The 19,165-nt window shown below is 57.7% G+C and carries 16 protein-coding genes; 4 read left to right on the forward strand and 12 right to left on the reverse strand.

Going from position 1 to position 19,165, the window contains the following annotated elements; genetic code table 11:
• Positions 1–214: 214 nt before the first annotated feature.
• Positions 215–1,093 carry an aromatic amino acid DMT transporter YddG gene (gene yddG / locus GM298_RS01165; RefSeq protein ID WP_025758876.1) on the reverse strand — a complete coding sequence of 293 codons (879 nt, stop codon included), beginning with the start codon at positions 1,091–1,093 and terminating at the stop codon, positions 215–217.
• A 219-nt stretch (positions 1,094–1,312) separates the two neighbouring features.
• On the opposite strand from yddG, the gene fdnG reads away from it, so the two are divergent.
• From fdnG to fdnI, 3 genes are read left to right on the forward strand one after another with little or no spacing between them, the layout of a single operon-like run.
• A complete protein-coding gene (gene fdnG / locus GM298_RS01170) occupies positions 1,313–4,360 on the forward strand; it encodes a formate dehydrogenase-N subunit alpha (protein WP_266153358.1) in 3,048 nt (1,015 codons plus the stop codon).
• Positions 4,361–4,371: 11 nt separating this feature from the next.
• On the forward strand, positions 4,372–5,253 hold the full coding sequence (gene fdxH, locus GM298_RS01175) for a formate dehydrogenase subunit beta (RefSeq protein WP_025758872.1): 882 nt from the start codon (positions 4,372–4,374) through the stop codon (positions 5,251–5,253).
• The gene (gene fdnI / locus GM298_RS01180; RefSeq protein WP_032672572.1) at positions 5,246–5,902 is read left to right on the forward strand and encodes a formate dehydrogenase-N subunit gamma; all 657 of its coding nucleotides are present in this window, start codon (positions 5,246–5,248) and stop codon (positions 5,900–5,902) included. The genes fdxH and fdnI overlap by 8 nt, the downstream gene beginning before the upstream one ends.
• A 54-nt stretch (positions 5,903–5,956) precedes the next feature.
• Here fdnI and GM298_RS01185 read toward each other — a convergent pair whose 3' ends face one another.
• The 3 genes from GM298_RS01185 to ppk2 form a co-directional block, all read right to left on the reverse strand.
• On the reverse strand, positions 5,957–6,280 hold the full coding sequence (locus GM298_RS01185; protein WP_045286740.1) for a CcdB family protein: 324 nt from the start codon (positions 6,278–6,280) through the stop codon (positions 5,957–5,959).
• A complete protein-coding gene (locus tag GM298_RS01190) occupies positions 6,280–6,468 on the reverse strand; it encodes a hypothetical protein (protein ID WP_266153361.1) in 189 nt (62 codons plus the stop codon). Before GM298_RS01190 ends, GM298_RS01185 begins: the two co-directional genes overlap by 1 nt.
• A gap of 102 nt (positions 6,469–6,570) precedes the next feature.
• The gene (gene ppk2 / locus GM298_RS01195; RefSeq protein WP_025758869.1) at positions 6,571–7,389 is read right to left on the reverse strand and encodes a polyphosphate kinase 2; all 819 of its coding nucleotides are present in this window, start codon (positions 7,387–7,389) and stop codon (positions 6,571–6,573) included.
• A gap of 166 nt (positions 7,390–7,555) precedes the next feature.
• Here ppk2 and araJ point away from each other — a divergent pair, with 166 nt between their 5' ends.
• Complete coding sequence (araJ, locus tag GM298_RS01200; protein ID WP_266153363.1) at positions 7,556–8,731, forward strand: MFS transporter AraJ; 1,176 nt, start codon at positions 7,556–7,558, stop codon at positions 8,729–8,731.
• A 6-nt stretch (positions 8,732–8,737) separates the two neighbouring features.
• Here the strand turns inward: araJ and GM298_RS01205 are convergent, their stop codons facing one another.
• The 8 genes from GM298_RS01205 to GM298_RS01240 form a co-directional block, all read right to left on the reverse strand.
• Entirely contained in the window at positions 8,738–9,829 is a 1,092-nt protein-coding gene (locus GM298_RS01205) for an alkylhydroperoxidase domain protein (protein ID WP_266153364.1), read from the reverse strand.
• 10 nt (positions 9,830–9,839) lie between these two features.
• Entirely contained in the window at positions 9,840–10,829 is a 990-nt protein-coding gene (locus GM298_RS01210; RefSeq protein WP_266153365.1) for a putative FMN-dependent luciferase-like monooxygenase, read from the reverse strand.
• A complete protein-coding gene (locus tag GM298_RS01215) occupies positions 10,826–12,433 on the reverse strand; it encodes a dipeptide ABC transporter ATP-binding protein (RefSeq protein WP_266153366.1) in 1,608 nt (535 codons plus the stop codon). The genes GM298_RS01210 and GM298_RS01215 overlap by 4 nt, the downstream gene beginning before the upstream one ends.
• Positions 12,430–13,281 (reverse strand): ABC transporter permease, encoded by an 852-nt coding sequence (locus tag GM298_RS01220; RefSeq protein WP_126800065.1) that lies wholly within the window; start codon positions 13,279–13,281, stop codon positions 12,430–12,432. The genes GM298_RS01215 and GM298_RS01220 overlap by 4 nt, the downstream gene beginning before the upstream one ends.
• Entirely contained in the window at positions 13,278–14,222 is a 945-nt protein-coding gene (locus GM298_RS01225; RefSeq protein ID WP_088244206.1) for an ABC transporter permease, read from the reverse strand. The genes GM298_RS01220 and GM298_RS01225 overlap by 4 nt, the downstream gene beginning before the upstream one ends.
• A 10-nt stretch (positions 14,223–14,232) precedes the next feature.
• Positions 14,233–15,852 carry a TIGR04028 family ABC transporter substrate-binding protein gene (locus GM298_RS01230; protein WP_025758861.1) on the reverse strand — a complete coding sequence of 540 codons (1,620 nt, stop codon included), beginning with the start codon at positions 15,850–15,852 and terminating at the stop codon, positions 14,233–14,235.
• A gap of 149 nt (positions 15,853–16,001) precedes the next feature.
• Positions 16,002–17,012: an alcohol dehydrogenase AdhP gene (gene adhP / locus GM298_RS01235; RefSeq protein ID WP_266153367.1), complete on the reverse strand. Its 1,011-nt coding sequence runs from the start codon at positions 17,010–17,012 to the stop codon at positions 16,002–16,004.
• 196 nt (positions 17,013–17,208) lie between these two features.
• Positions 17,209–18,918 carry an ABC-F family ATP-binding cassette domain-containing protein gene (locus tag GM298_RS01240; RefSeq protein ID WP_266153368.1) on the reverse strand — a complete coding sequence of 570 codons (1,710 nt, stop codon included), beginning with the start codon at positions 18,916–18,918 and terminating at the stop codon, positions 17,209–17,211.
• Positions 18,919–19,165 lie beyond the last annotated feature (247 nt).

Raw genomic sequence — 19,165 nt, forward strand, 5'->3', positions numbered from 1 at the left:
TGCTATTAAAAAGGTGAGTATTTGCATGGAACTAATCACGCAGCGGTGTCAATTTGTGTCAATAACAGACAACGTGTATTTACGAAAGGGCGATAATATAAACAGAATATAAATACCTCTTCGGCTGTCCTGAAGAGTATTCTGGCGTGATGATATTAAATTTATGTTAATAATTTGTTGTCGGGCTGAATATAACCCGACAGCAAAATCGACATTATTGTTTTGTCGCGTACCAGCAGAGTAATGACCCGGCGCAGACCATTAGCGCGCCTTGCCAAAAGGAGAATGAGAGGGGCGAACTCAGCACGGCGGCGGCAAGCGCGGCTGAAAGGACCGGGGTAAAATAGGAAATGGCCGCCAGTATCGTGACGTTCCCGTGAAGAATGCCAATATTCCAGGCGGCATAACCCAGACCAAGGGCAACCCCGCACATCACAAGTTTCACCACCACCGGAAGGGTGAATACCATATCGGGCTGTTCACTCAGAGCATATTTCATCCACAGACTCAGTGCGGTCAGCAACACAAACAGCGTGATACCGTTTTGCCCCTGCGCAAATTTACGCGTAACGGTGCAGTAGGCCGCCCAGATAAATGCTCCGGCAAATGCCAGCGCATAGCTCAGCGGGCTGGAGATGATATTGCGGGTTATTTCATCAAGGTGTAATCCCTGTTCACCGCCTAATACCCAGCAGACTCCCAGCAATGAGATGGCTAACCCCGGGATCACCCACAGGGTGGATTTTTGTCCGTTGAACAAAATAGCGAAAACAATGGTCAGGCTTGGCCAGAGGTAATTGACCATGCCGACCTCAATGGCCTGCGATCGCGTGGCGGCATAACCCAGCGACAGCGCCAGACATATTTCGTAGCTGACAAACAGAACGCTGCCCGCAATAAGGTACCGCGACGAAAACCGTCTGACATCAGGAAATCCTACCGTCACCAGACACAGTAATCCGCTGAGGGTGTATATCATCGCCGCACCGCCTACCGGCCCCAGCCCTTCGCTCACGCTGCGAATAAGGCCGACCATGGTGCTCCATAACAGTATTGCCGCCAGCCCAATAAGCGTTGCTCTCTTTCTGTCCATGACTTCGCCATTGCTAAAAAACAAAGGGAAAATGTAGCGCATTCATCCTGACGCTGTCGCGAATTATTCTCTTAAGCCGTTAATCAAAAAGAGGTATTTAACCGTAACGGCAGTGACTATTAAGGGGGTGAAGGCAGGCGACCTTGATTTGACTCAAAAAAATCAGGGGCTTTGCTGTTAGTTTGCGCCACGAAGTCTTATCAGATAACGAGGACAACAATGGACGTCAGCCGCAGACAATTTTTCAAAATCTGCGCGGGCGGTATGGCCGGAACAACAGCCGCTATGCTGGGGTTTGCTCCCAAAATGGCACTGGCTCAGGCACGCAACTATAAGCTGCTGCGCGCAAAAGAGATCCGTAACACCTGCACATACTGCTCCGTAGGTTGTGGGCTTTTAATGTATAGCCTGGGCGATGGCGCGAAGAACGCCAGAGAAGCGATTTACCACATTGAAGGGGACCCGGACCATCCGGTAAGCCGCGGGGCGCTGTGTCCGAAAGGGGCGGGGCTGCTGGACTACGTTCACAGCGACAACCGCCTGCGCTACCCGGAATACCGCGCGCCAGGTTCAGACAGATGGCAGCGTATCTCCTGGGATGAGGCCTTCTCTCGTATTGCCAGATTAATGAAAGCCGACCGCGACGCCAACTTTACTGAAAAGAACGCGCAGGGCGTGACGGTCAACCGCTGGCTTTCGACCGGCATGCTGTGTGCCTCTGCGGCAAGTAATGAAACCGGCATGCTGACGCAAAAATTTGTACGCTCTCTCGGCATGCTGGCGGTAGACAACCAGGCGCGCGTCTGACACGGACCAACGGTAGCAAGTCTTGCTCCAACATTTGGTCGCGGTGCGATGACCAACCACTGGGTTGATATCAAAAACGCAAACGTCGTGGTGGTGATGGGCGGAAACGCCGCTGAGGCTCATCCGGTGGGCTTCCGCTGGGCGATGGAAGCGAAAAACAATAACGATGCGACGCTTATCGTCGTCGATCCGCGCTTTACGCGTACGGCATCGGTGGCGGATATCTATGCGCCGATTCGCTCCGGGACGGACATTACGTTCCTCTCTGGCGTTCTGCGGTACCTGATAGAAAACAACAAAATTAACGCGGAATACGTTAAGCACTACACCAACGCGAACCTGCTGGTGCGGGATGATTTTGCCTTTGAGGACGGCCTGTTTAGCGGCTATGACGCCGAAAAACGCCAGTACGATAAGTCCTCCTGGAACTATCAGTTTGATGAAAACGGCTACGCGATGCGCGATGAAACGCTGACGCATCCGCGCTGCGTATGGAACCTGCTGAAACAGCACGTGTCACGCTACACGCCGGACGTGGTGGAGAACATCTGCGGCACGCCGAAAGCAGATTTCCTGAAAGTGTGTGACGTGCTGGCCTCCACCAGTGCCGCAGACAGAACCACGACGTTCCTGTATGCGCTGGGCTGGACGCAGCATACCGTTGGCGCGCAGAACATCCGCACCATGGCGATGATCCAGCTGTTGCTCGGCAATATGGGCATGGCGGGCGGCGGCGTGAATGCCCTGCGCGGTCACTCCAATATTCAGGGCCTGACCGACCTTGGCCTGCTCTCCACCAGCCTGCCGGGCTACCTGACGCTGCCCTCTGAAAAGCAGGCGGATCTGCAAACGTACCTGGCGGCGAACACGCCAAAAGCGACGCTGCCGGACCAGGTGAACTACTGGAGCAACTATCCGAAGTTCTACGTCAGCCTGATGAAATCCTTCTACGGCGATGCGGCGCAGAAAGAGAACGACTGGGGTTTTGAGTGGTTACCGAAGTGGGACCAGGCTTACGACGTCATCAAGTATTTCAACATGATGGATAAAGGCGACGTCACGGGGTACATCTGCCAGGGCTTTAACCCGGTGGCCTCGTTCCCGGACAAAAACAAAGTGGTACGTAGCCTGAGCAAGCTGAAGTACATGGTGGTTATCGATCCGCTGGTCACAGAAACCTCCACCTTCTGGCAGAACCACGGGGAAGCGAACGATGTCGATCCGGCGTCGATTCAGACCGAAGTGTTCCGCCTGCCGTCCACCTGTTTTGCGGAAGAGGACGGCTCAATCGCCAACTCCGGCCGCTGGCTGCAGTGGCACTGGAAAGGTCAGGATGCGCCGGGGGAAGCACGTAACGACGGCGAGATCCTGGCCGGGATTTACCATCGCCTGCGCGAAATGTACCGCACCGAAGGCGGCAAAGGCGCTGAACCGCTGTTGAAGATGAGCTGGAGCTATAAACAGCCGGATCGCCCGGAGTCTGAAGAGGTCGCGAAAGAGAACAACGGCGTGGCGCTGGCGGATCTTTATGACGCCAACGGCACCCTGGTGGCGAAAAAAGGCCAGCTGTTGAACAGCTTCGCGCTGCTGCGTGACGACGGGACGACGGCGTCCTCCTGCTGGATCTACGCCGGCAGCTGGACGGAGCAAGGTAACCAGATGGCCAACCGCGATAACGCTGACCCGTCCGGGCTGGGGAACACGCTGGGTTGGGCCTGGGCGTGGCCGCTGAACCGTCGCGTGCTGTACAACCGTGCGTCCGCAGATATCAACGGCAAGCCGTGGGATCCGAAGCGCATGCTGATCGAGTGGAACGGGGCGAAGTGGACGGGGAATGATATCCCGGACTACAACACCGCCGCGCCGGGCAGCAACACCGGGCCATTTATCATGCAGCCGGAAGGGTTGGGGCGCCTGTTTGCCCTCGACAAACTGGCGGAAGGTCCATTCCCGGAGCACTACGAGCCGATGGAAACGCCGCTCGGCACAAACCCGCTGCACCCGAACGTCATCTCAAACCCGGTGGCGCGTATCTACGAAGACGATGTGCTGCGCTTAGGCAAAAAGGACAAATTCCCGTACGTGGGGACAACCTATCGCCTGACCGAGCATTTCCACACCTGGACCAAGCATGCGCGGCTCAACGCTATCGCACAGCCGGAACAGTTTGTGGAGATAAGCGAAACGCTGGCGAAAGCGAAAGGGATCGCCAATGGCGACCGGGTGAAGGTGAGCAGCAAGCGAGGCTTTATTCGCGCGGTGGCGGTGGTGACGCGTCGTCTGCAGACGCTGAACGTGAACGGTCAAGAGGTGGAAACCGTCGGTATCCCGCTGCACTGGGGTTTTGAAGGGGTGGCGCAGAAAGGCTACATCGCCAATACCCTGACGCCGAACGTCGGCGATGCCAACTCGCAAACGCCGGAGTACAAGGCGTTTCTGGTCAACATCGAGAAAGCATAAGGAGCGAGTAAATGGCGATGGAAACACAAGACGTGATTAAACGCTCCGCGACTAACCCGATAACCCCTGCGCCTCGCGCGCGGGATTACAAGGCAGAGGTCGCCAAGCTGATCGATGTCTCCTCCTGCGTGGGCTGTAAGGCCTGCCAGGTGGCCTGTTCGGAGTGGAACGATATCCGCGACGAGGTGGGACACTGCGTTGGGGTTTATGACAACCCGGCGGATCTGAGCGCTAAGTCCTGGACGGTGATGCGCTTTAGCGAAACCGAGCAGAACGGCAGGCTGGAGTGGCTGATCCGTAAAGACGGCTGTATGCACTGTGAGGATCCGGGCTGCCTGAAGGCGTGCCCGTCCGCCGGGGCGATTATTCAGTACGCCAACGGGATCGTCGACTTCCAGCAGGACAACTGCATCGGCTGCGGCTATTGCATTGCGGGCTGTCCGTTCAATGTGCCGCGACTCAATAAAGAGGATAACCGGGTATACAAATGTACCCTGTGCGTGGATCGGGTCAGCGTCGGACAGGAGCCTGCCTGCGTGAAGACGTGTCCTACCGGTGCCATTCACTTTGGCACCAAAAAAGAGATGCTGGATGTGGCGCAGGCGCGGGTGGATAAGCTGAAAGCACGCGGCTATGAAAATGCGGGCATCTATAACCCGCAGGGCGTGGGCGGTACGCACGTGATGTATGTACTGCACCATAACGACCAGCCGGCGCTTTACCACAATCTGCCGAAGGATCCGGCTATCGATACGTCCATTAACCTGTGGAAAGGGGCGCTTAAACCGCTCTCTGCGGCGGGCTTTATCGCCACCTTTGCGGGGCTGATTTATCACTATATCGGTATCGGGCCAAACAAAGAGGTGGATGACGAGGAGGAGCATCATGAGTAAGTCGAAAATGATTGTGCGCACGAAGTTTATCGACCGCGCCTGTCACTGGACGGTTGTGATCTGCTTCTTCCTTGTGGCGGTGTCGGGGATTTCGTTCTTCTTCCCGACGCTGCAGTGGCTAACCGAAACCTTCGGTACCCCGCAGATGGGGCGGATTCTGCACCCGTTCTTCGGGGTGCTGATTTTCGTGGTGCTGATGTTTATGTTCGTGCGCTTTGTTCATCACAATATCCCGGACAAGCAGGACATTCCGTGGGTGAAAGGGATTGTTGAAGTCCTGAAGGGCAACGAGCATCACGTCGCGAGAGTGGGGAAATACAATGCCGGGCAGAAAATGATGTTCTGGACCATCATGAGCATGATTTTTGTGCTGCTGGTGACCGGGGTAATGATCTGGCGGCCCTATTTCGCGCCGTATTTCCCGATTCAGGTGGTGCGCTACGCGCTGCTGATCCACGCGACGTCAGCCATCATTCTGATTCATGCCATTCTGATCCATATGTATATGGCGTTCTGGGTAAAAGGATCGATTAAAGGGATGATTGAAGGGAAGGTGAGTCGTCGCTGGGCGCAGAAACATCACCCACGCTGGTATCGTGATGTGGAGCGGCTGGAAGCGAAACAGGAAAGTACGGAAGGGTTGAAGTAAGACCTGCGCCGTCGGCTGTGCCCGGCGGCGCTGCGCTACCCTGCAGGCCTTACGTCATGTGTTAGTGAGTAAACGATCGATTGCCGCTATAACGTCATGACGTGCGTGACGTAAATTGCACACAAAATTTTCAGGATTAATTTTTTGATTATTAATATTCGTTATCATTGGCGAATAAATCAGTAGCGTTTCAAAATCGATATTAACGCCAGGAGCCAATTGGCTCTGCCATAACGGTAGTCTGTTATTTCTGGCAAGAGGTACGATTACACGTGTGGCAAGGTCATCATAGCAATCATCCTGAATAAGCATATAGTAAGGAAGCCTGTCCCGGGTTGCGGCAGACGTATTGCGATAAACGTTGAATTGTTTCAGCATTAAAGCACCCTGAAAAAATCATCATCAGTAATCGTTCCATGTTTCTCAACAAACTCATTCATTGCCCGTATAAATGTACCATCTTCTTCTGATAGCTGATGTCGTCTGGTAGCGCTTTGTTCAGCATGACAACAGGGCTTACGCGATGAGATGTTCTGACCCTGTTTTGTTTCTGCGGTATGTTTCATTTTTACCTCCTTTGTTGGTGCGGCCATTATCAACCGCAGCCAACAAAAAACAATACCGTTTCCCCTGGTAATCTATATTCTGCGAGACGTCTTCCAGTTATATCAAAACCGCTCTTCCACATACCGGAACGGATATTTCGTTGGCTTCACTTTACCAATTTTACGTTTCGGTAAATCGACCTTTTCAACGTGCAGTTCTTTATACGGGATCTGCGAAAGCAGGTGCGAAATAATATTCAGGCGCACGCGTTTTTTATCTTCTGAACGTGCCACAAACCATGGCGCCCAGGCGGTATCGGTGGCTTCAAACATGGCGTCGCGTGCGAGAGTGTACTCGTCCCACAGGTTAAAGGACTTAATGTCCATCGGCGAAAGCTTCCAGATCTTACGACCATCGTTAATCCGGTCGCGCAGGCGGCGCTCCTGCTCCTTCGGCGTCACCTCCAGCCAGTATTTCAGCAGGATAATGCCGGCATCGACCATTGCTTTTTCCATGACCGGCGCGCCGTCCAAAAATTTCTCAACCTGTTCCTCCGTGCAGAATCCCATTACCCGCTCCACGCCCGCACGGTTGTACCAGCTGCGATCGAAAATCACGATCTCGCCTGCCGAAGGCAGGTGGGGCACATAGCGCTGGAAGTAGAGCTGGCTTTTTTCTTTTTCCGTCGGGGCTGGGAGGGCAACTACACGAAATACGCGAGGACTGACGCGCTCGGTGATGGCTTTAATGGTGCCGCCTTTACCGGCGCCGTCGCGACCTTCAAAAACGATACACACTTTTAATCCCTTGGCGACGACCCATTGCTGGAGCTTAACCAGTTCAACGTGCAGGCGGCGGAGCTCTTTTTCATACTCTTTATTTTTAAGCGGTGTATTCACTTCGACATCAACAGCGACACTGGTTTTCTTTTTGCTTCCCATGATTGTCATCCTCAGGTTGTCCGGCGCGAGAAAAAGCGAGGCCGCACTATGAAGTGTAATCCACCTGAATAAATGGATTAACGTGTCAGCCAGCTGATTTGAACTGGCTCACCATACAAGATTGTTCAATAATGCCCGCTGCGAATTTTTCACACGTGGTTGTGGTATGAAAAAGACAATTTTCTCATTAGCGCTGAGCACCTTTGGCCTGGGCATGGCTGAATTTGGCATTATGGGTGTCCTGACCGAACTGGCGCAGGACACGGGTATCTCCATTCCCTCCGCGGGAAATATGATTTCGTTTTATGCCTTCGGCGTCGTCATCGGCGCGCCGATTGTGGCGCTGTTTTCCGGCAAATTCTCGTTAAAAACCACGCTGCTGTTTCTGGTGGCGATGTCCGCCGTCGGAAACACCTTGTTTACCTTTTCAACGACCTATTTCTGGCTGGCGACGGGACGCTTAATTTCAGGATTCCCTCACGGCGCGATTTTCGGCGTCGGGGCAATTATCCTCTCGAAAATTGCGCCACCGGGGAAGGTGACGGTTGCGGTGGCCGGGATGATTGCTGGTATGACGGTGGCCAACCTGATGGGCGTTCCGCTGGGCACCTGGCTTGGGCATCAGTTCAGCTGGCGCTATACCTTTTTCGTGATTGCCGCGTTCAATGCGCTGGTGATCCTCTCGGTGCTGCTCTGGGTGCCGGATATCCATGACAAATCAGAAATTAAATTGACCGAGCAGTTCCAGTTTCTGAAGAAGCCCGAACCCTGGCTGATTTTTGCCGCCACGATGTTTGGCAACGCTGGCGTGTTTGCCTGGTTCAGCTTCGTTAAACCGTTTATGGTCAACGTGTCGGGCATCGAAGAAGGGGCGATGACCCTCATCATGATGCTGATGGGCCTGGGTATGGTGTTGGGCAATCTGCTGAGCGGTAAGCTCTCGGGGCGTTTTAGTCCGCTGCGCATTGCGGCCACCACCGACATGGTGATTGTCGCCTCGCTGCTGCTGCTTTTCGCCTTTGGCGAACTGAAAACGGCCTCGCTGGTGATGGGCTTTATCTGCTGCGCCGGGCTGTTCGCGCTCTCTGCGCCGCTGCAAATCCTGCTGCTGCAAAATGCGAAGGGCGGGGAGATGCTGGGGGCCGCGGGCGGGCAGATGGCGTTTAATCTCGGCAGCGCGATTGGCGCATACTTCGGCGGAATGATGATTACCCTCGGCTTTAGCTGGCGCTACGTCACGCTGCCTGCGGCGTTCCTCTCGTTTTCGGCCATGAGTGCGCTGCTGATCTACGGTTATCTGCGGGCCAGAGAGGCTCAGGCTAACGCTCGCGCGCTAGCCTGAAACGGGTCAGGCAAGCCAGGGCTCGCCGAGGGTCAGCATCAGGCGGTTGGCCCAGGCGAAGAACGCCGCGGACTGCACCAGGTCAAGCTGCGCTAAGGTATCCAGCCCCTCATTTTCCAGGGCGGCAAGGTGCAGCGGCGTGGCGGCAGGCGGTGTAACCGACAGCGCCGCCGCGAAGTTAATTTCCGCCTGCCAGCGTGCAGACTGTCCCTCACTGAGGGATTGCCCGGGACGTACCGCCAGCAGTGCTTCCACCGCGCCGTCATCCTTAGACAGCTGGCTGGCTTTACGCGCATGGACAGATGCGCAGTAGATGCAGCCGTTGATTTTACTGGCGACCGTTGCAGCCAGCTCACGCTCGGCACGCGGCAATCCTCCCGGCGTATAAAAAATCCCTTTATCCGTCAGTGTGCGCTGTTCAAGTACCGGCAGGTTGCGCCCCAGCAGGCGGAAATAGTCGGAGTCCGTGTGGCCAAATTTCGTCAGGATCGCCACCTCATCGTCACGGAACTCCGCCAGCGGTTTGGCGGCTAACCATGGCTCCCAGCCCAGCTCCTGCTGGGTGAAGGCGACGGGTGCCGCCTTCCCGGTGACCGTGGTTGACGTTGTATGCCAGATACCCGCGGCCACCGGTGCATCGCTTGTGGCAACGGGCCTGTCGTTAAGCAGACGCAGTCCGGCGATCAGTCGACTCTGGAAGCTGACAAACGCGATAAGCTGCGCCAGGGTGACAATGCCTTCCTTACTCCATCCTGCGTGGGTCAGCGCCTTTAGCGCCGCCGGCGTGGCTTCAACGGGGGAGAAGGTCAGCAGGCGCGCGAAGTTCAGCGCCGGGGTCAGGCGGTCTGAAGTCGGGTCAGCCAGGCCAAACCCTGCGTAGTGCGCGGCCATCGCCTCCGCGTTGTGCCACCTGGCCACTTTCGCCGCCACGGCGAAACGCTCGTCGAGTGCAAAATCTTCATCCTGCTGGCTAAAGAGGATTTCATAGCTGCCCTGCGCATGGCGCGTGGCGGCGTCCCGCGTGGCGCGCGCCTCTGCCAGAGGGGAACCGGGTTTAATTTCCGCCAGCTCGGCAAGAATATCCTGACTTAATGACATAGGTCTCTCCTCAAAGAATATGGGGGGCAATATGTTCGGCAATCAGCTCAATGGAGCGAAGGGTGTCGCGGTGCGTGGGCTCGACCGAATGGACCTGGAACGAGATATCCGTGGCGCGCCTGAGAATGGAATCGGCGTGCAGTGAGCGCAATACCGTGTCGGGTGAACCGATATGGGCGTCAAACTGACGACGATAATCCGTGACGGTGTCACCTTTAACTGCGTGTCCGGCAGCGCGATGCTGCTGTGCCTGTTTCGTGAGACCCGGCGTCGCAACTTTCAGCGCATAGTCATCGCTGTCGGCGACGAACGCGGTGCGTGAGGCAAGAATGCGCGGCGCGATGCCTGCCGGTAGCGCCTCAAGGTAGGCATCCACAATCGGGTTCTGGATCGCGTCGAGCGTGAGATCAGGCTGGTCTGCCGGGCGCGGCTGCGTGCGTGAGAGCATTAAGCCGTGTCCGGCCTGGGCTGCCCGCACGGCCCCCTCCACGGAGAAGGTGGCAATCCAGATGCGGTCAGCCAGCTGCGGTGCCGGTGGGTATAAGTGGTTATCCGGATGGCCGAGCGAATCCCCACGCCAGGCGCTCTGGAGCACGTGCAGGTTCTCGGCAAACGCGGCTGCGCGCGCCTCAAACGTCTGGCCGAATGGCAGGAATGAGGTGGGCGTGCCGCCTGACCCCAGCCCGACTTCAAGACGTCCATCGGCGAGTAAATCAAGCACCGCGGCATCTTCCGCCACGCGCAGCGGGTTTTCCATCGGCAGGGTAATAATGGCTGTGCCCAGACGGATGGTTTCGGTATGCGCCGCAACGTGGGCCAGGAACAGCAATGGCGACGGCAAACCGCCTTCACTTTCGTGAAAGTGGTGCTGCGCAATCCACGCGCTGTCAAAGCCGTGGCGTTCAGCGTGGCGGATCTGTTCTGTGGCCAGACGATAACGCACCTTCGGTGTGGCATCGTCAAGCAGGCGGGTGAAAAACCCAAGGCGTTTTCGCGTCATGCGAACTCCTCCGTAGCGGGTGAAAAATGGGGAATGGCGTCAATCAGTTCGCGGGTATAGGCGTTCTGCGGCGACGCGAACAAGGTTCCGACGTCACCGTGCTCAACCACCTGACCGCTGCGCAGCACCGTGACGCTGTGAGCGATCCGGCGCACGGTGGAGAGATCGTGCGTAATGAAGAGATAGGTCAACCCCAGCTGCTGCTGCAGTTGTTGCAGCAACGCCAGGATCTGCGCCTGAACGGTGACATCCAGCGCGGAGGTGGCTTCGTCCAGCACCAGAATGGTCGGCTCCAGGATCAGCGCCCGGGCGATGGCCACGCGCTGGCGCTGCCCGCCTGACAGCTCACGGGCGGTGCGGGTCAGGAGGTCTACGGGCAAGGCCACTCGCTGCGCCACGGTCTCCACCCGGATTTTGCGCTCCGCTTTGCGCAGGCGGGAAAAGTTCTTCAGCGGCTCTTCGATAATCTCAAACAGGGTCTGACGCGGGTCGAGCGAGGCAAACGGGTTCTGGTAGACAAACTGGATCTTCCGACGCAGCTGGCGACGGGCCTCGCGGCTGAGCGTGGTGGCATCAATATCGTCAATAATGACCTGCCCGCTGTCGGCCTGTTCGAAGCCCAGCAAAATACGGGCAAGGGTGGTTTTACCGGAGCCCGACTCACCCACCAGGGCATGCGTGCTGCCACGCCTGACGTCGAACGTCACCTGATCCAGCGCCTGCAGCTGATGGCCTTTGCCCAGCGAGAAACGTTTGCTGATGGCGCGGGCGCGAATGGCCGGTGAGGCGAGCGGCAGACCGGCCACCGGGGCGATGGTCAGGCGCTGGCCCTGGAGATCGCTCAGCAGCTGGCGGGTGTAGGCGTGCTGCGGCGTACGGACGATATCGGCGGTGTTTCCTTGTTCCTGAACCTCGCCATCGCGGAAAACCAGCAGCCGGTCCGCGCGCTCAGCGGCCAGCGCCAGATCGTGGGTAACAAACAGGACGGCGGTCCCCGATTCCCGGCGCAGGAGATCCAGCAGGTCAAGAATGCGTTTTTGCACGGTCACGTCCAGCGCGCTGGTGGGCTCGTCGGCAATGATGACGTCCGGGCGCAGCGCTATCGCGATGGCAATCAGCACCCGCTGTTTCATCCCGCCGGACAGCTGATGGGGATATTGCTTCATGCGCTGTTCGGGATGGCTCAGGCCAACCTTAGTCAGCAGGGCGAGCACCTGCTCGTCGCGCTGGAGTGCCGTTACCTTTTGGTGCAGCTGAATAATTTCGCCAACCTGCGCGCCGATGGTTTTTACCGGATTGAGCGAATTTCCCGGATCCTGCGGTACCAGGCTGATGCGCGCCCCGCGGAGGGTATCAAGACGCTTAGCGGACCACTGGCTTATCTCCTCACCGTTGAGCACGATTTTTCCCGCATCACGCCGGGCGTTGTCAGCCAGCAGACCGATGATCGCCTGCGCCGTGGTCGTTTTGCCGGAGCCGGATTCACCGACAAGCGCCAGCATTTCCCCCCGACGGAGCGTGAAGCTAACGTTATGCACCACCTCCCGCCACTGGCGCGCGGTACGGTAGCTAAGGGTCAGGTTTTCTACCGAGAGTACGCTCATTTCGGGCCTCCGCTGAACTGCTGGCTGATTCGGTTGGTCGCCAGCACGACGGCGATGACAACCACACCGGGGAAGGTGGTTAACCACCAGGCGGTAGAGAGATAGTTACGGCCTTCGGCAATCAATAAGCCCCATTCCGGCACGGGCGGCGGGGTGCCGTAGCCGAGAAAGCTCAGCGTGGAGAGTGCCAGGATGGCCTGACCAAACTGCAGCGTGGCAAAGGCGAGGACGGCGGTTAAGGCGTTAGGCAGGATATGTCGCCACAGCACCGCCAGGAACGTCCCGCCGCTGCCAAACGCCGCCTCGACATAATCCGTATGGCGGATGCGCACCACTTCACCGCGCGCGAGGCGGGCGAAGCTGGCAATGGAAGCCACGCCCACGGCAATTGCGGCATTAACGGTGCCAAACCCGAGCAGAATGATCACCGTCAGCGAGAGCAGCAGGGACGGGATGGAGAGCAGCACGTCGACAAAACGCATCAGGAAAGACTCAACGCGTCCGGCGAACGCCCCGGCAACCACCCCTAAACCGGTGCCCACCAGCAGACCCATCGTGACGGCGGCCAGCGCTGCGCTCAGGGAGTGGGACGCACCATATACAATACGGGTGTAAACATCGCGGCCAAGCTGATCGGTGCCGAGCCAGTGGCCGGCTTGCGGGGCCAGACGCTGTGCGCCCGCTATGCCCTCAATCGGGCTGTAGTGGGTTAACAGGCCCGGCGCCGCGGCGGCGAAAATCGCAATCACAATGACCGCCCATGCCAGCCACAGTCCGGGCTGCCACGCGACGCCCTGCCAGCTGGGGACGCGTTTACGCGCGGCGGCAGCGTAATCGACCAGACTCATGAAGCACCTCCGGAAAGGGGTTGCAGCCGGGGATCCAGCAGCGGCATCAGCAGATCCACCAGCAGATTGATCAGGACAAAACCGAGCGCGGAAATCATCACCACCGCCTGAAGCACGGCGATGTCCTGGTTATTGACCGCCTGCTGGGTCAGTTGCCCCAGCCCGCTGCGGCCAAAAACGGTTTCGGTGATCAGCGCACCGGCAATCAGCTCGCCCAGCAGCAGCCCGGCAATATTCAGCACCGGCAGCAGGGCGTTGCCGGTCACATGACGCCACAGGACGGCGGTTTCACTCAGCCCTTTGGCCCGGGCAACGGCGACAAACGGCTGGGTCGCCACCTGGTCCAGGCTGCGCATCAGGATTTGTGCCAGCGGGGCGGAGATGGGGATGGCGACGGTGACGATGGGCAGGATCAGCCCCTGCAACGGCGTCGGGTTAATCACCGGGATCAGCCGCAGTTGAAAAGAAAAAAGCTGGATCAGGGCAATCCCCAGCCAGAACGTCGGTAAGGAGATAAACAGGACCGGCAGAGACTGGAAGGTATTGCTCAACCAGCGCAGGCCCGGTAGCCGCGACGCAAAGGCCAGTGCGAAGGCCAGCACAACCGCGAGTAAAAAGGCGGGCAGGGCGAGGCTCAGGGTATCCGGCAGATTGCTGGCAATCAGCTCACTGACCGGCACGCCTGCCTGTAACGAGTAGCCGAAATCTCCTCGCAGCATCGCCAGCAGCGTATGGCCATACTGCTGCCACAGCGGACTGTCCGCGCCATAGGCCACGCGCATCTCCTCGATTTGCGCCGGGCTTAAGCCCAGGTCCGGGTTCTGAAATTTAATCAGCACCGCGTCGCCCGGCAGAACCTGGAGCAACACGAACGAGAGGGTAAAGGCGGCCCACAGCACCAGCAGCCCATGCCCGAAACGTTGAAGAAGTGCGTGGCGCATCGTCAGCTCCTCAGTGTTTCTCAATCCACGCGCCGTAGAACGACGGGCGGCCTACCGCTTCGAAATTCACGCCTTTCAGCCACGGGGCGCCGGCAAAGACCTGCGGCTCCTCGAAGATCGGGATGACGTAGGCGTTATCCAGCAGATAGCGCTGGGCGTCGCCCGTCAGCTGCAGGCGTTTTTGCGGATCGACTTCCGCAGAGATGTTTACCAGCAGCGCATTCAGCTTGTCGTCGCGGAAGTTTTTAACCTTGTCGCTGGAGCCGCCTTTTTGCAGCAGCGCGTCACGGTTAGCGGGGTAGAACATACTTTTCACCACATCCGGATCGGCGCGGCCGACTTCGGAGACGGTTAACGGTGTTTTCAGCGGGTCAAGGTTATCCAGCGTGCGGCTGCCTGCGTCACCGGCCTTGACGTTCAGGGCCACGCCCACCTGCCGCCACTGCTGGGCAACCAGCTGCAGCACCTCTTTGTTTTGCGGCTGCGGCAATGATTCATAGACCGTCAGCGCCAGCCGCTGGCCGTCTTTCGCGCGAATGCCGTCGCTGCCTGCTTTCCAGCCTGCCTCATCGAGCAGCTGGTTGGCTTTTGCCGGGTCAAAGGTCAGTTTGTCGCTGAGATCGACAAAGCCTGCGGCAGAACCGGCAATCACGGACTTCGCCTGCGGATAGTTAGCCGAGAAGAGGGTTTCGACCACCTGTTTCGCATTGGTGGCGTGCAGCAGCGCCTGGCGAACGCGAACGTCGGAAACCAGCGGGTTGTCCGGGCGGAAGCTGATGCTGTCGTTCACCCCACGCGTCGGGGCGGCATAGATTTTATAGCCCTGATCGGTGGCCTGCTTTTCGTCATACGCCTGTACCTGACGAATAAAATCCGCCTGACCGGCCAGCAGAGCGCCGATGCGCACACTGTCTTCCTGGGTGACGATAAACTTGATGCCGTCCAGATTGGCCGGACCCTGCTGCGGCAGATTTTTTGGCCCCCACTGGTAATCTTTGCGGGCTTCAAGCGTCACTTCGCGCCCCAGCTTTTCGTCTTTCACCACAAACGGGCCGGAGCCAATGATGTGGCGCGCATCCCCCAGCTCTTCAAAGTTGCGTTTCAGAGTGCTGAGCGAGACCAGACCCGAGCCAATGGTGGCAGTGCCCTGCAGGAACCCCGGCGACGGTTTTTTGAAGTAGAACTTGACGGTCAGCGGGTCGACCACCTCGCTGCGATCGTAGTTATTGATCACTTCGGACACCGGCAGACGCTGCGCTTTGTTACCTAAGCCGTAGGTATCAAAGTTTTTCGCTACGGCGTTTGCGTCCAGCGGCGTGCCGTCGGAGAAGGTGATACCAGGGCGAAGTTTAAAGGTGTATTCGGTTTTATCGGCGTTGGTGGTCCAGCTTTCGGCCACCCAGGGCTCAACCTGTAACGTTTTCGGGTTCTGCCAGGTCAGTTTGTCGGTGATCTGGTTCAGAATGCCGCCGTTGGGGTAAAAGCCACCGGCAGGCGGATAGAGGTTGGTGTGGGCCTGTTGCTCCAGATAAATCAGCGTGCCGCCTTTGACGGGCGCATCAGCGGCCCAGGCTGCGGTGGTCGTCAGAATTAACGCCGTCAGCAGCGGCAGACGAAATGGGGTTTGCATGGTGAATTCCTTTGTTATCTTCTTGTTAGCGTCGGATTCATCATCGGGCGCGGGGGAAAACAAGGGAACAAAGGAATTAAGATAAGGATTGCCGGAAAATGGCTATAAAAAAACCGCCCCGGAGAGGAGCGGTGATGAAAGGTGGACGATTATGAACGTAAGTCGATCACCATACGGCCACGGATCTGGCCCTGTTCCATCTCTTTGAAGATGGCGTTGATGTCCTCGATCGGACGCATCGTGACCTTAGGCACCACTTTGCCTTCCGCGGCGAACTGGAACGCTTCCTGCAGATCCTGACGGGTGCCGACCAGGGAACCGACCACCTGAATGCCGTCCAGCACCAGACGTGGAATATCGAGGCTCATGGCTTCCGGTGGCAGACCCACCGCCACCACGCGGCCACCGGCGCGCACGGCATCCACTGCCGAGTTAAACGCCGCTTTTGCCACGGCTGTCACCACGGCTGCATGCGCGCCGCCGGTTTTTTCCTGCACAATTTTCGCGGCATCTTCGCTGCGGGAGTTGATGGTTAAATCCGCGCCCATGCTGGCCGCCAGCTTCAACTGTTCGTCGTTAACGTCAAGGGCGATGACTTTGGCATTAAAGACGTTTTTGGCGTACTGCAGCGCGAGGTTACCCAGCCCGCCCAGACCGTAAATGGCAATCCACTGGCCCGGTTTAATACCCGATACCTTCACGGCTTTGTAGGTGGTGACGCCAGCGCAGGTAATGCTGCTGGCCGCCGCCGAATCCAGACCATCCGGCACTTTTACCGCGTAATCCGCAGTGACGATGCACTCTTCCGCCATGCCGCCATCCACGGAGTAACCGGCGTTTTTCACATCGCGGCACAGGGTTTCGTTGCCGGTATTACAGTATTCGCAGTGGCCACAGCCTTCAAAAAACCATGCCACGCTCGCGCGATCGCCGACTTTCAGCGATTTCACGCCAGGGCCGATCTCTTTGACGATCCCAATCCCTTCATGGCCCAGGATCACGCCGGTTTTATCGCCGAAATCGCCGTTCTTCACGTGAAGATCGGTATGGCATACGCCACAGCACTCCATCTTCAGCAAGGCTTCCCCGTGCTTCAGCGGGCGTAAGGTTTTTTCGGTGACATTGACCTGATGATCCTGAGTGACAACAGCAGCCTTCATGTGTATCTCCTTGTTCATGATAAGAATCTGCATAGCAGGTGTAATACCCCTTAAGGATTAATACATTAGCCTGGTAATGCAAGGCTGCGGCAACATAATGTCATCATTTAATCCGATTTCAGATTAAGAATACGGCGTTCCTCTAATAATTAAGGGGGAAAATGCTGGCCCGGCGAGGCGCTCGCCGGGCGCAGACTTACAGCTGTGCTTCTATCTCCTCTATCTCTTTACGCCATTGCGCCTGAAGCTGCGGTTTTTGATGTTTCGGTTTGCGCGCCAGATCGTCTGCCAGCAGCGTTTCCAGCGCGACCAGCCGTTCAAGCAGATCGTCATACGGTGAGGGTTGAACCGTCGCGGCGGCAGCGGGCGCAGTGGCCATTACCAGCCCCGCGCTTTCACGCAGCCGCGCAAACACCGCTTCCGCGTCGTGCCATTCGCTCAGCGTACCGTCCTCTATCAGCCAGAAGCGGTTGCAGCTTTGGCTAATTAACTGACGATCGTGGCTGACCAGCAGCACGCCACCTTCAAACTGCTGCAGCGTTTCTGCCAGCGCCTCTTTGCCTTCCATGTCCAGATGGTTGGTTGGCTCATCGAGCATCAGCAGGCTATAGCGGGCGAGCGTCAGGCCCACAAACAGCAGGCGTGAACGCTCGCCGCCGCTGAGCGTGCTGACTTTCTGCCCGTGACGGGACCACGGGAACCCGGCGCTGATAAGCGCCATCTTCCGGTTTTGCGGGTCGGGCGCGAAAGGCTCCAGCGCATCAAGCAGCGTGGCGTCATCCGGGAGCTGGTTCAGCGTCTGATCGTAATAGCCCGGCGAGACGCGCGGATGGATTTTCAGCCCGCAGTCCGCCGGTTCATCGGTAAAATGTCGCCAGATAAGCTTCATTAACGACGATTTACCGCAGCCGTTACGCCCGACAATCGCCACGCGATCGCCGCTTTTCAGCCGTGCCGTTTCGATGTTAAACAGCGGCGGTAGCCCTGGCGCAGGCGGGACGCTGAGGTTTTCCATCTCCAGCAGACGGTCTGCCCGCAGCGCGTCACCGCGCAGGCTTAACGTCCACGGGCTACCCGCCGTGAGCGAGGTCTGGCTCTCTTTCAGGCGTTCGACCTGTTTTTCCATCTGTTTAGCTTTGCGGGCCAGGTCTTCGTTGTCGTACACCTTGCCCCAGGTCGCCAGCCGCTTCGCGCTGGCGGTCACGCGGTCGATCTCCTTTTGCTCCGCTTTGTGGCGCTGCGCGTCGCTTTCATCCCTGGCTTCCAGCGCCTTGCGTGCCGCCGTGCAGGGAAGGGCAAAGTAGTGCAGCGTTTTATCGCGCAGGATCCAGCTGCCGTTGGTGACGGCATCCAGCAGCTGTCTGTCATGCGAGACCAGCACGAAACTGCCTGACCAGTGCTGTAAAAAATGCTCCAGCCAGAGCATGGTTGGCAGGTCCAGGTGGTTGCTGGGTTCATCAAGCAGGAGCAGGTCCGGCTCGTGGATCAGCGCCCGCGCCAGCAGCAGGCGGGTGTGCTGACCGCCGCTGAGCGTGGCGGCGTGCAGCGCCATATCCTGCGGCGTAAAGCCCATGCCCGCCAGCAGCGTTTCAGCTTTCCAGCGCAGGCTGTCGCGTTCCGCAGAGGGCAAGCGGGCCAGGACGGCATCCAGCATGGTCAGCGGATGAATCGCCTCCGGCAGATGTTGTTCCACGCGCGCCATCAGGCAGTGCCCGGCCAGCGCTACCGTCCCGGCAGCAGGAGAGTCAGTGCCGTCCAGCACCTTCAGCAGCGTACTTTTGCCACAGCCGTTATCGCCCAGCAGACCAATGCGGTCGCCTTTTTTCAGCGTAAAGGAGAGAGAGTCGAAGAGCGTGCCAAACGCCGTATCAACGCGTAAAGATTGTGCAATGAGTAAAGTGCTCATTATTGCTTACCCAAGAGTTACAGGCATGTTTATGCCTCGTCAAACATCGCTGACGATAACTCAGTAAGCCCGAGAGAAGGGATTTCAGGGGTTGGTGTCTTCGCTCAAGCAGAAGTTATCGCAGCACGATACCGATAACGCTTGAGCAGGTGCGATCACCAAATGTATGTGAAACATTGAAAATTTCACAGTACAGCATAATTGGCCTCCTTATATATTCAGTGGGTTAATGGATGAAAGGAGTGTA

This window comes from Enterobacter sp. HSTU-ASh6 (assembly GCF_026319105.1).
Classification (GTDB): domain Bacteria; phylum Pseudomonadota; class Gammaproteobacteria; order Enterobacterales; family Enterobacteriaceae; genus Enterobacter; species Enterobacter sichuanensis.

Bases quoted from the DNA above. Each gene is read 5' to 3' on its own strand.
- yddG (WP_025758876.1), bottom strand. From the start codon at position 1,093: ATGGACAGAAAGAGAGCAACGCTTATTGGGCTGGCGGCAATACTGTTA.
- fdxH (WP_025758872.1), top strand. From the start codon at position 4,372: ATGGCGATGGAAACACAAGACGTGATTAAACGCTCCGCGACTAACCCG.
- fdnI (WP_032672572.1), top strand. From the start codon at position 5,246: ATGAGTAAGTCGAAAATGATTGTGCGCACGAAGTTTATCGACCGCGCC.
- GM298_RS01185 (WP_045286740.1), bottom strand. From the start codon at position 6,280: ATGCTGAAACAATTCAACGTTTATCGCAATACGTCTGCCGCAACCCGG.
- GM298_RS01190 (WP_266153361.1), bottom strand. From the start codon at position 6,468: ATGAAACATACCGCAGAAACAAAACAGGGTCAGAACATCTCATCGCGT.
- ppk2 (WP_025758869.1), bottom strand. From the start codon at position 7,389: ATGGGAAGCAAAAAGAAAACCAGTGTCGCTGTTGATGTCGAAGTGAAT.
- araJ (WP_266153363.1), top strand. From the start codon at position 7,556: ATGAAAAAGACAATTTTCTCATTAGCGCTGAGCACCTTTGGCCTGGGC.
- GM298_RS01205 (WP_266153364.1), bottom strand. From the start codon at position 9,829: ATGTCATTAAGTCAGGATATTCTTGCCGAGCTGGCGGAAATTAAACCC.
- GM298_RS01210 (WP_266153365.1), bottom strand. From the start codon at position 10,829: ATGACGCGAAAACGCCTTGGGTTTTTCACCCGCCTGCTTGACGATGCC.
- GM298_RS01215 (WP_266153366.1), bottom strand. From the start codon at position 12,433: ATGAGCGTACTCTCGGTAGAAAACCTGACCCTTAGCTACCGTACCGCG.
- GM298_RS01220 (WP_126800065.1), bottom strand. From the start codon at position 13,281: ATGAGTCTGGTCGATTACGCTGCCGCCGCGCGTAAACGCGTCCCCAGC.
- GM298_RS01225 (WP_088244206.1), bottom strand. From the start codon at position 14,222: ATGCGCCACGCACTTCTTCAACGTTTCGGGCATGGGCTGCTGGTGCTG.
- GM298_RS01230 (WP_025758861.1), bottom strand. From the start codon at position 15,852: ATGCAAACCCCATTTCGTCTGCCGCTGCTGACGGCGTTAATTCTGACG.
- adhP (WP_266153367.1), bottom strand. From the start codon at position 17,012: ATGAAGGCTGCTGTTGTCACTCAGGATCATCAGGTCAATGTCACCGAA.
- GM298_RS01240 (WP_266153368.1), bottom strand. From the start codon at position 18,918: ATGAGCACTTTACTCATTGCACAATCTTTACGCGTTGATACGGCGTTT.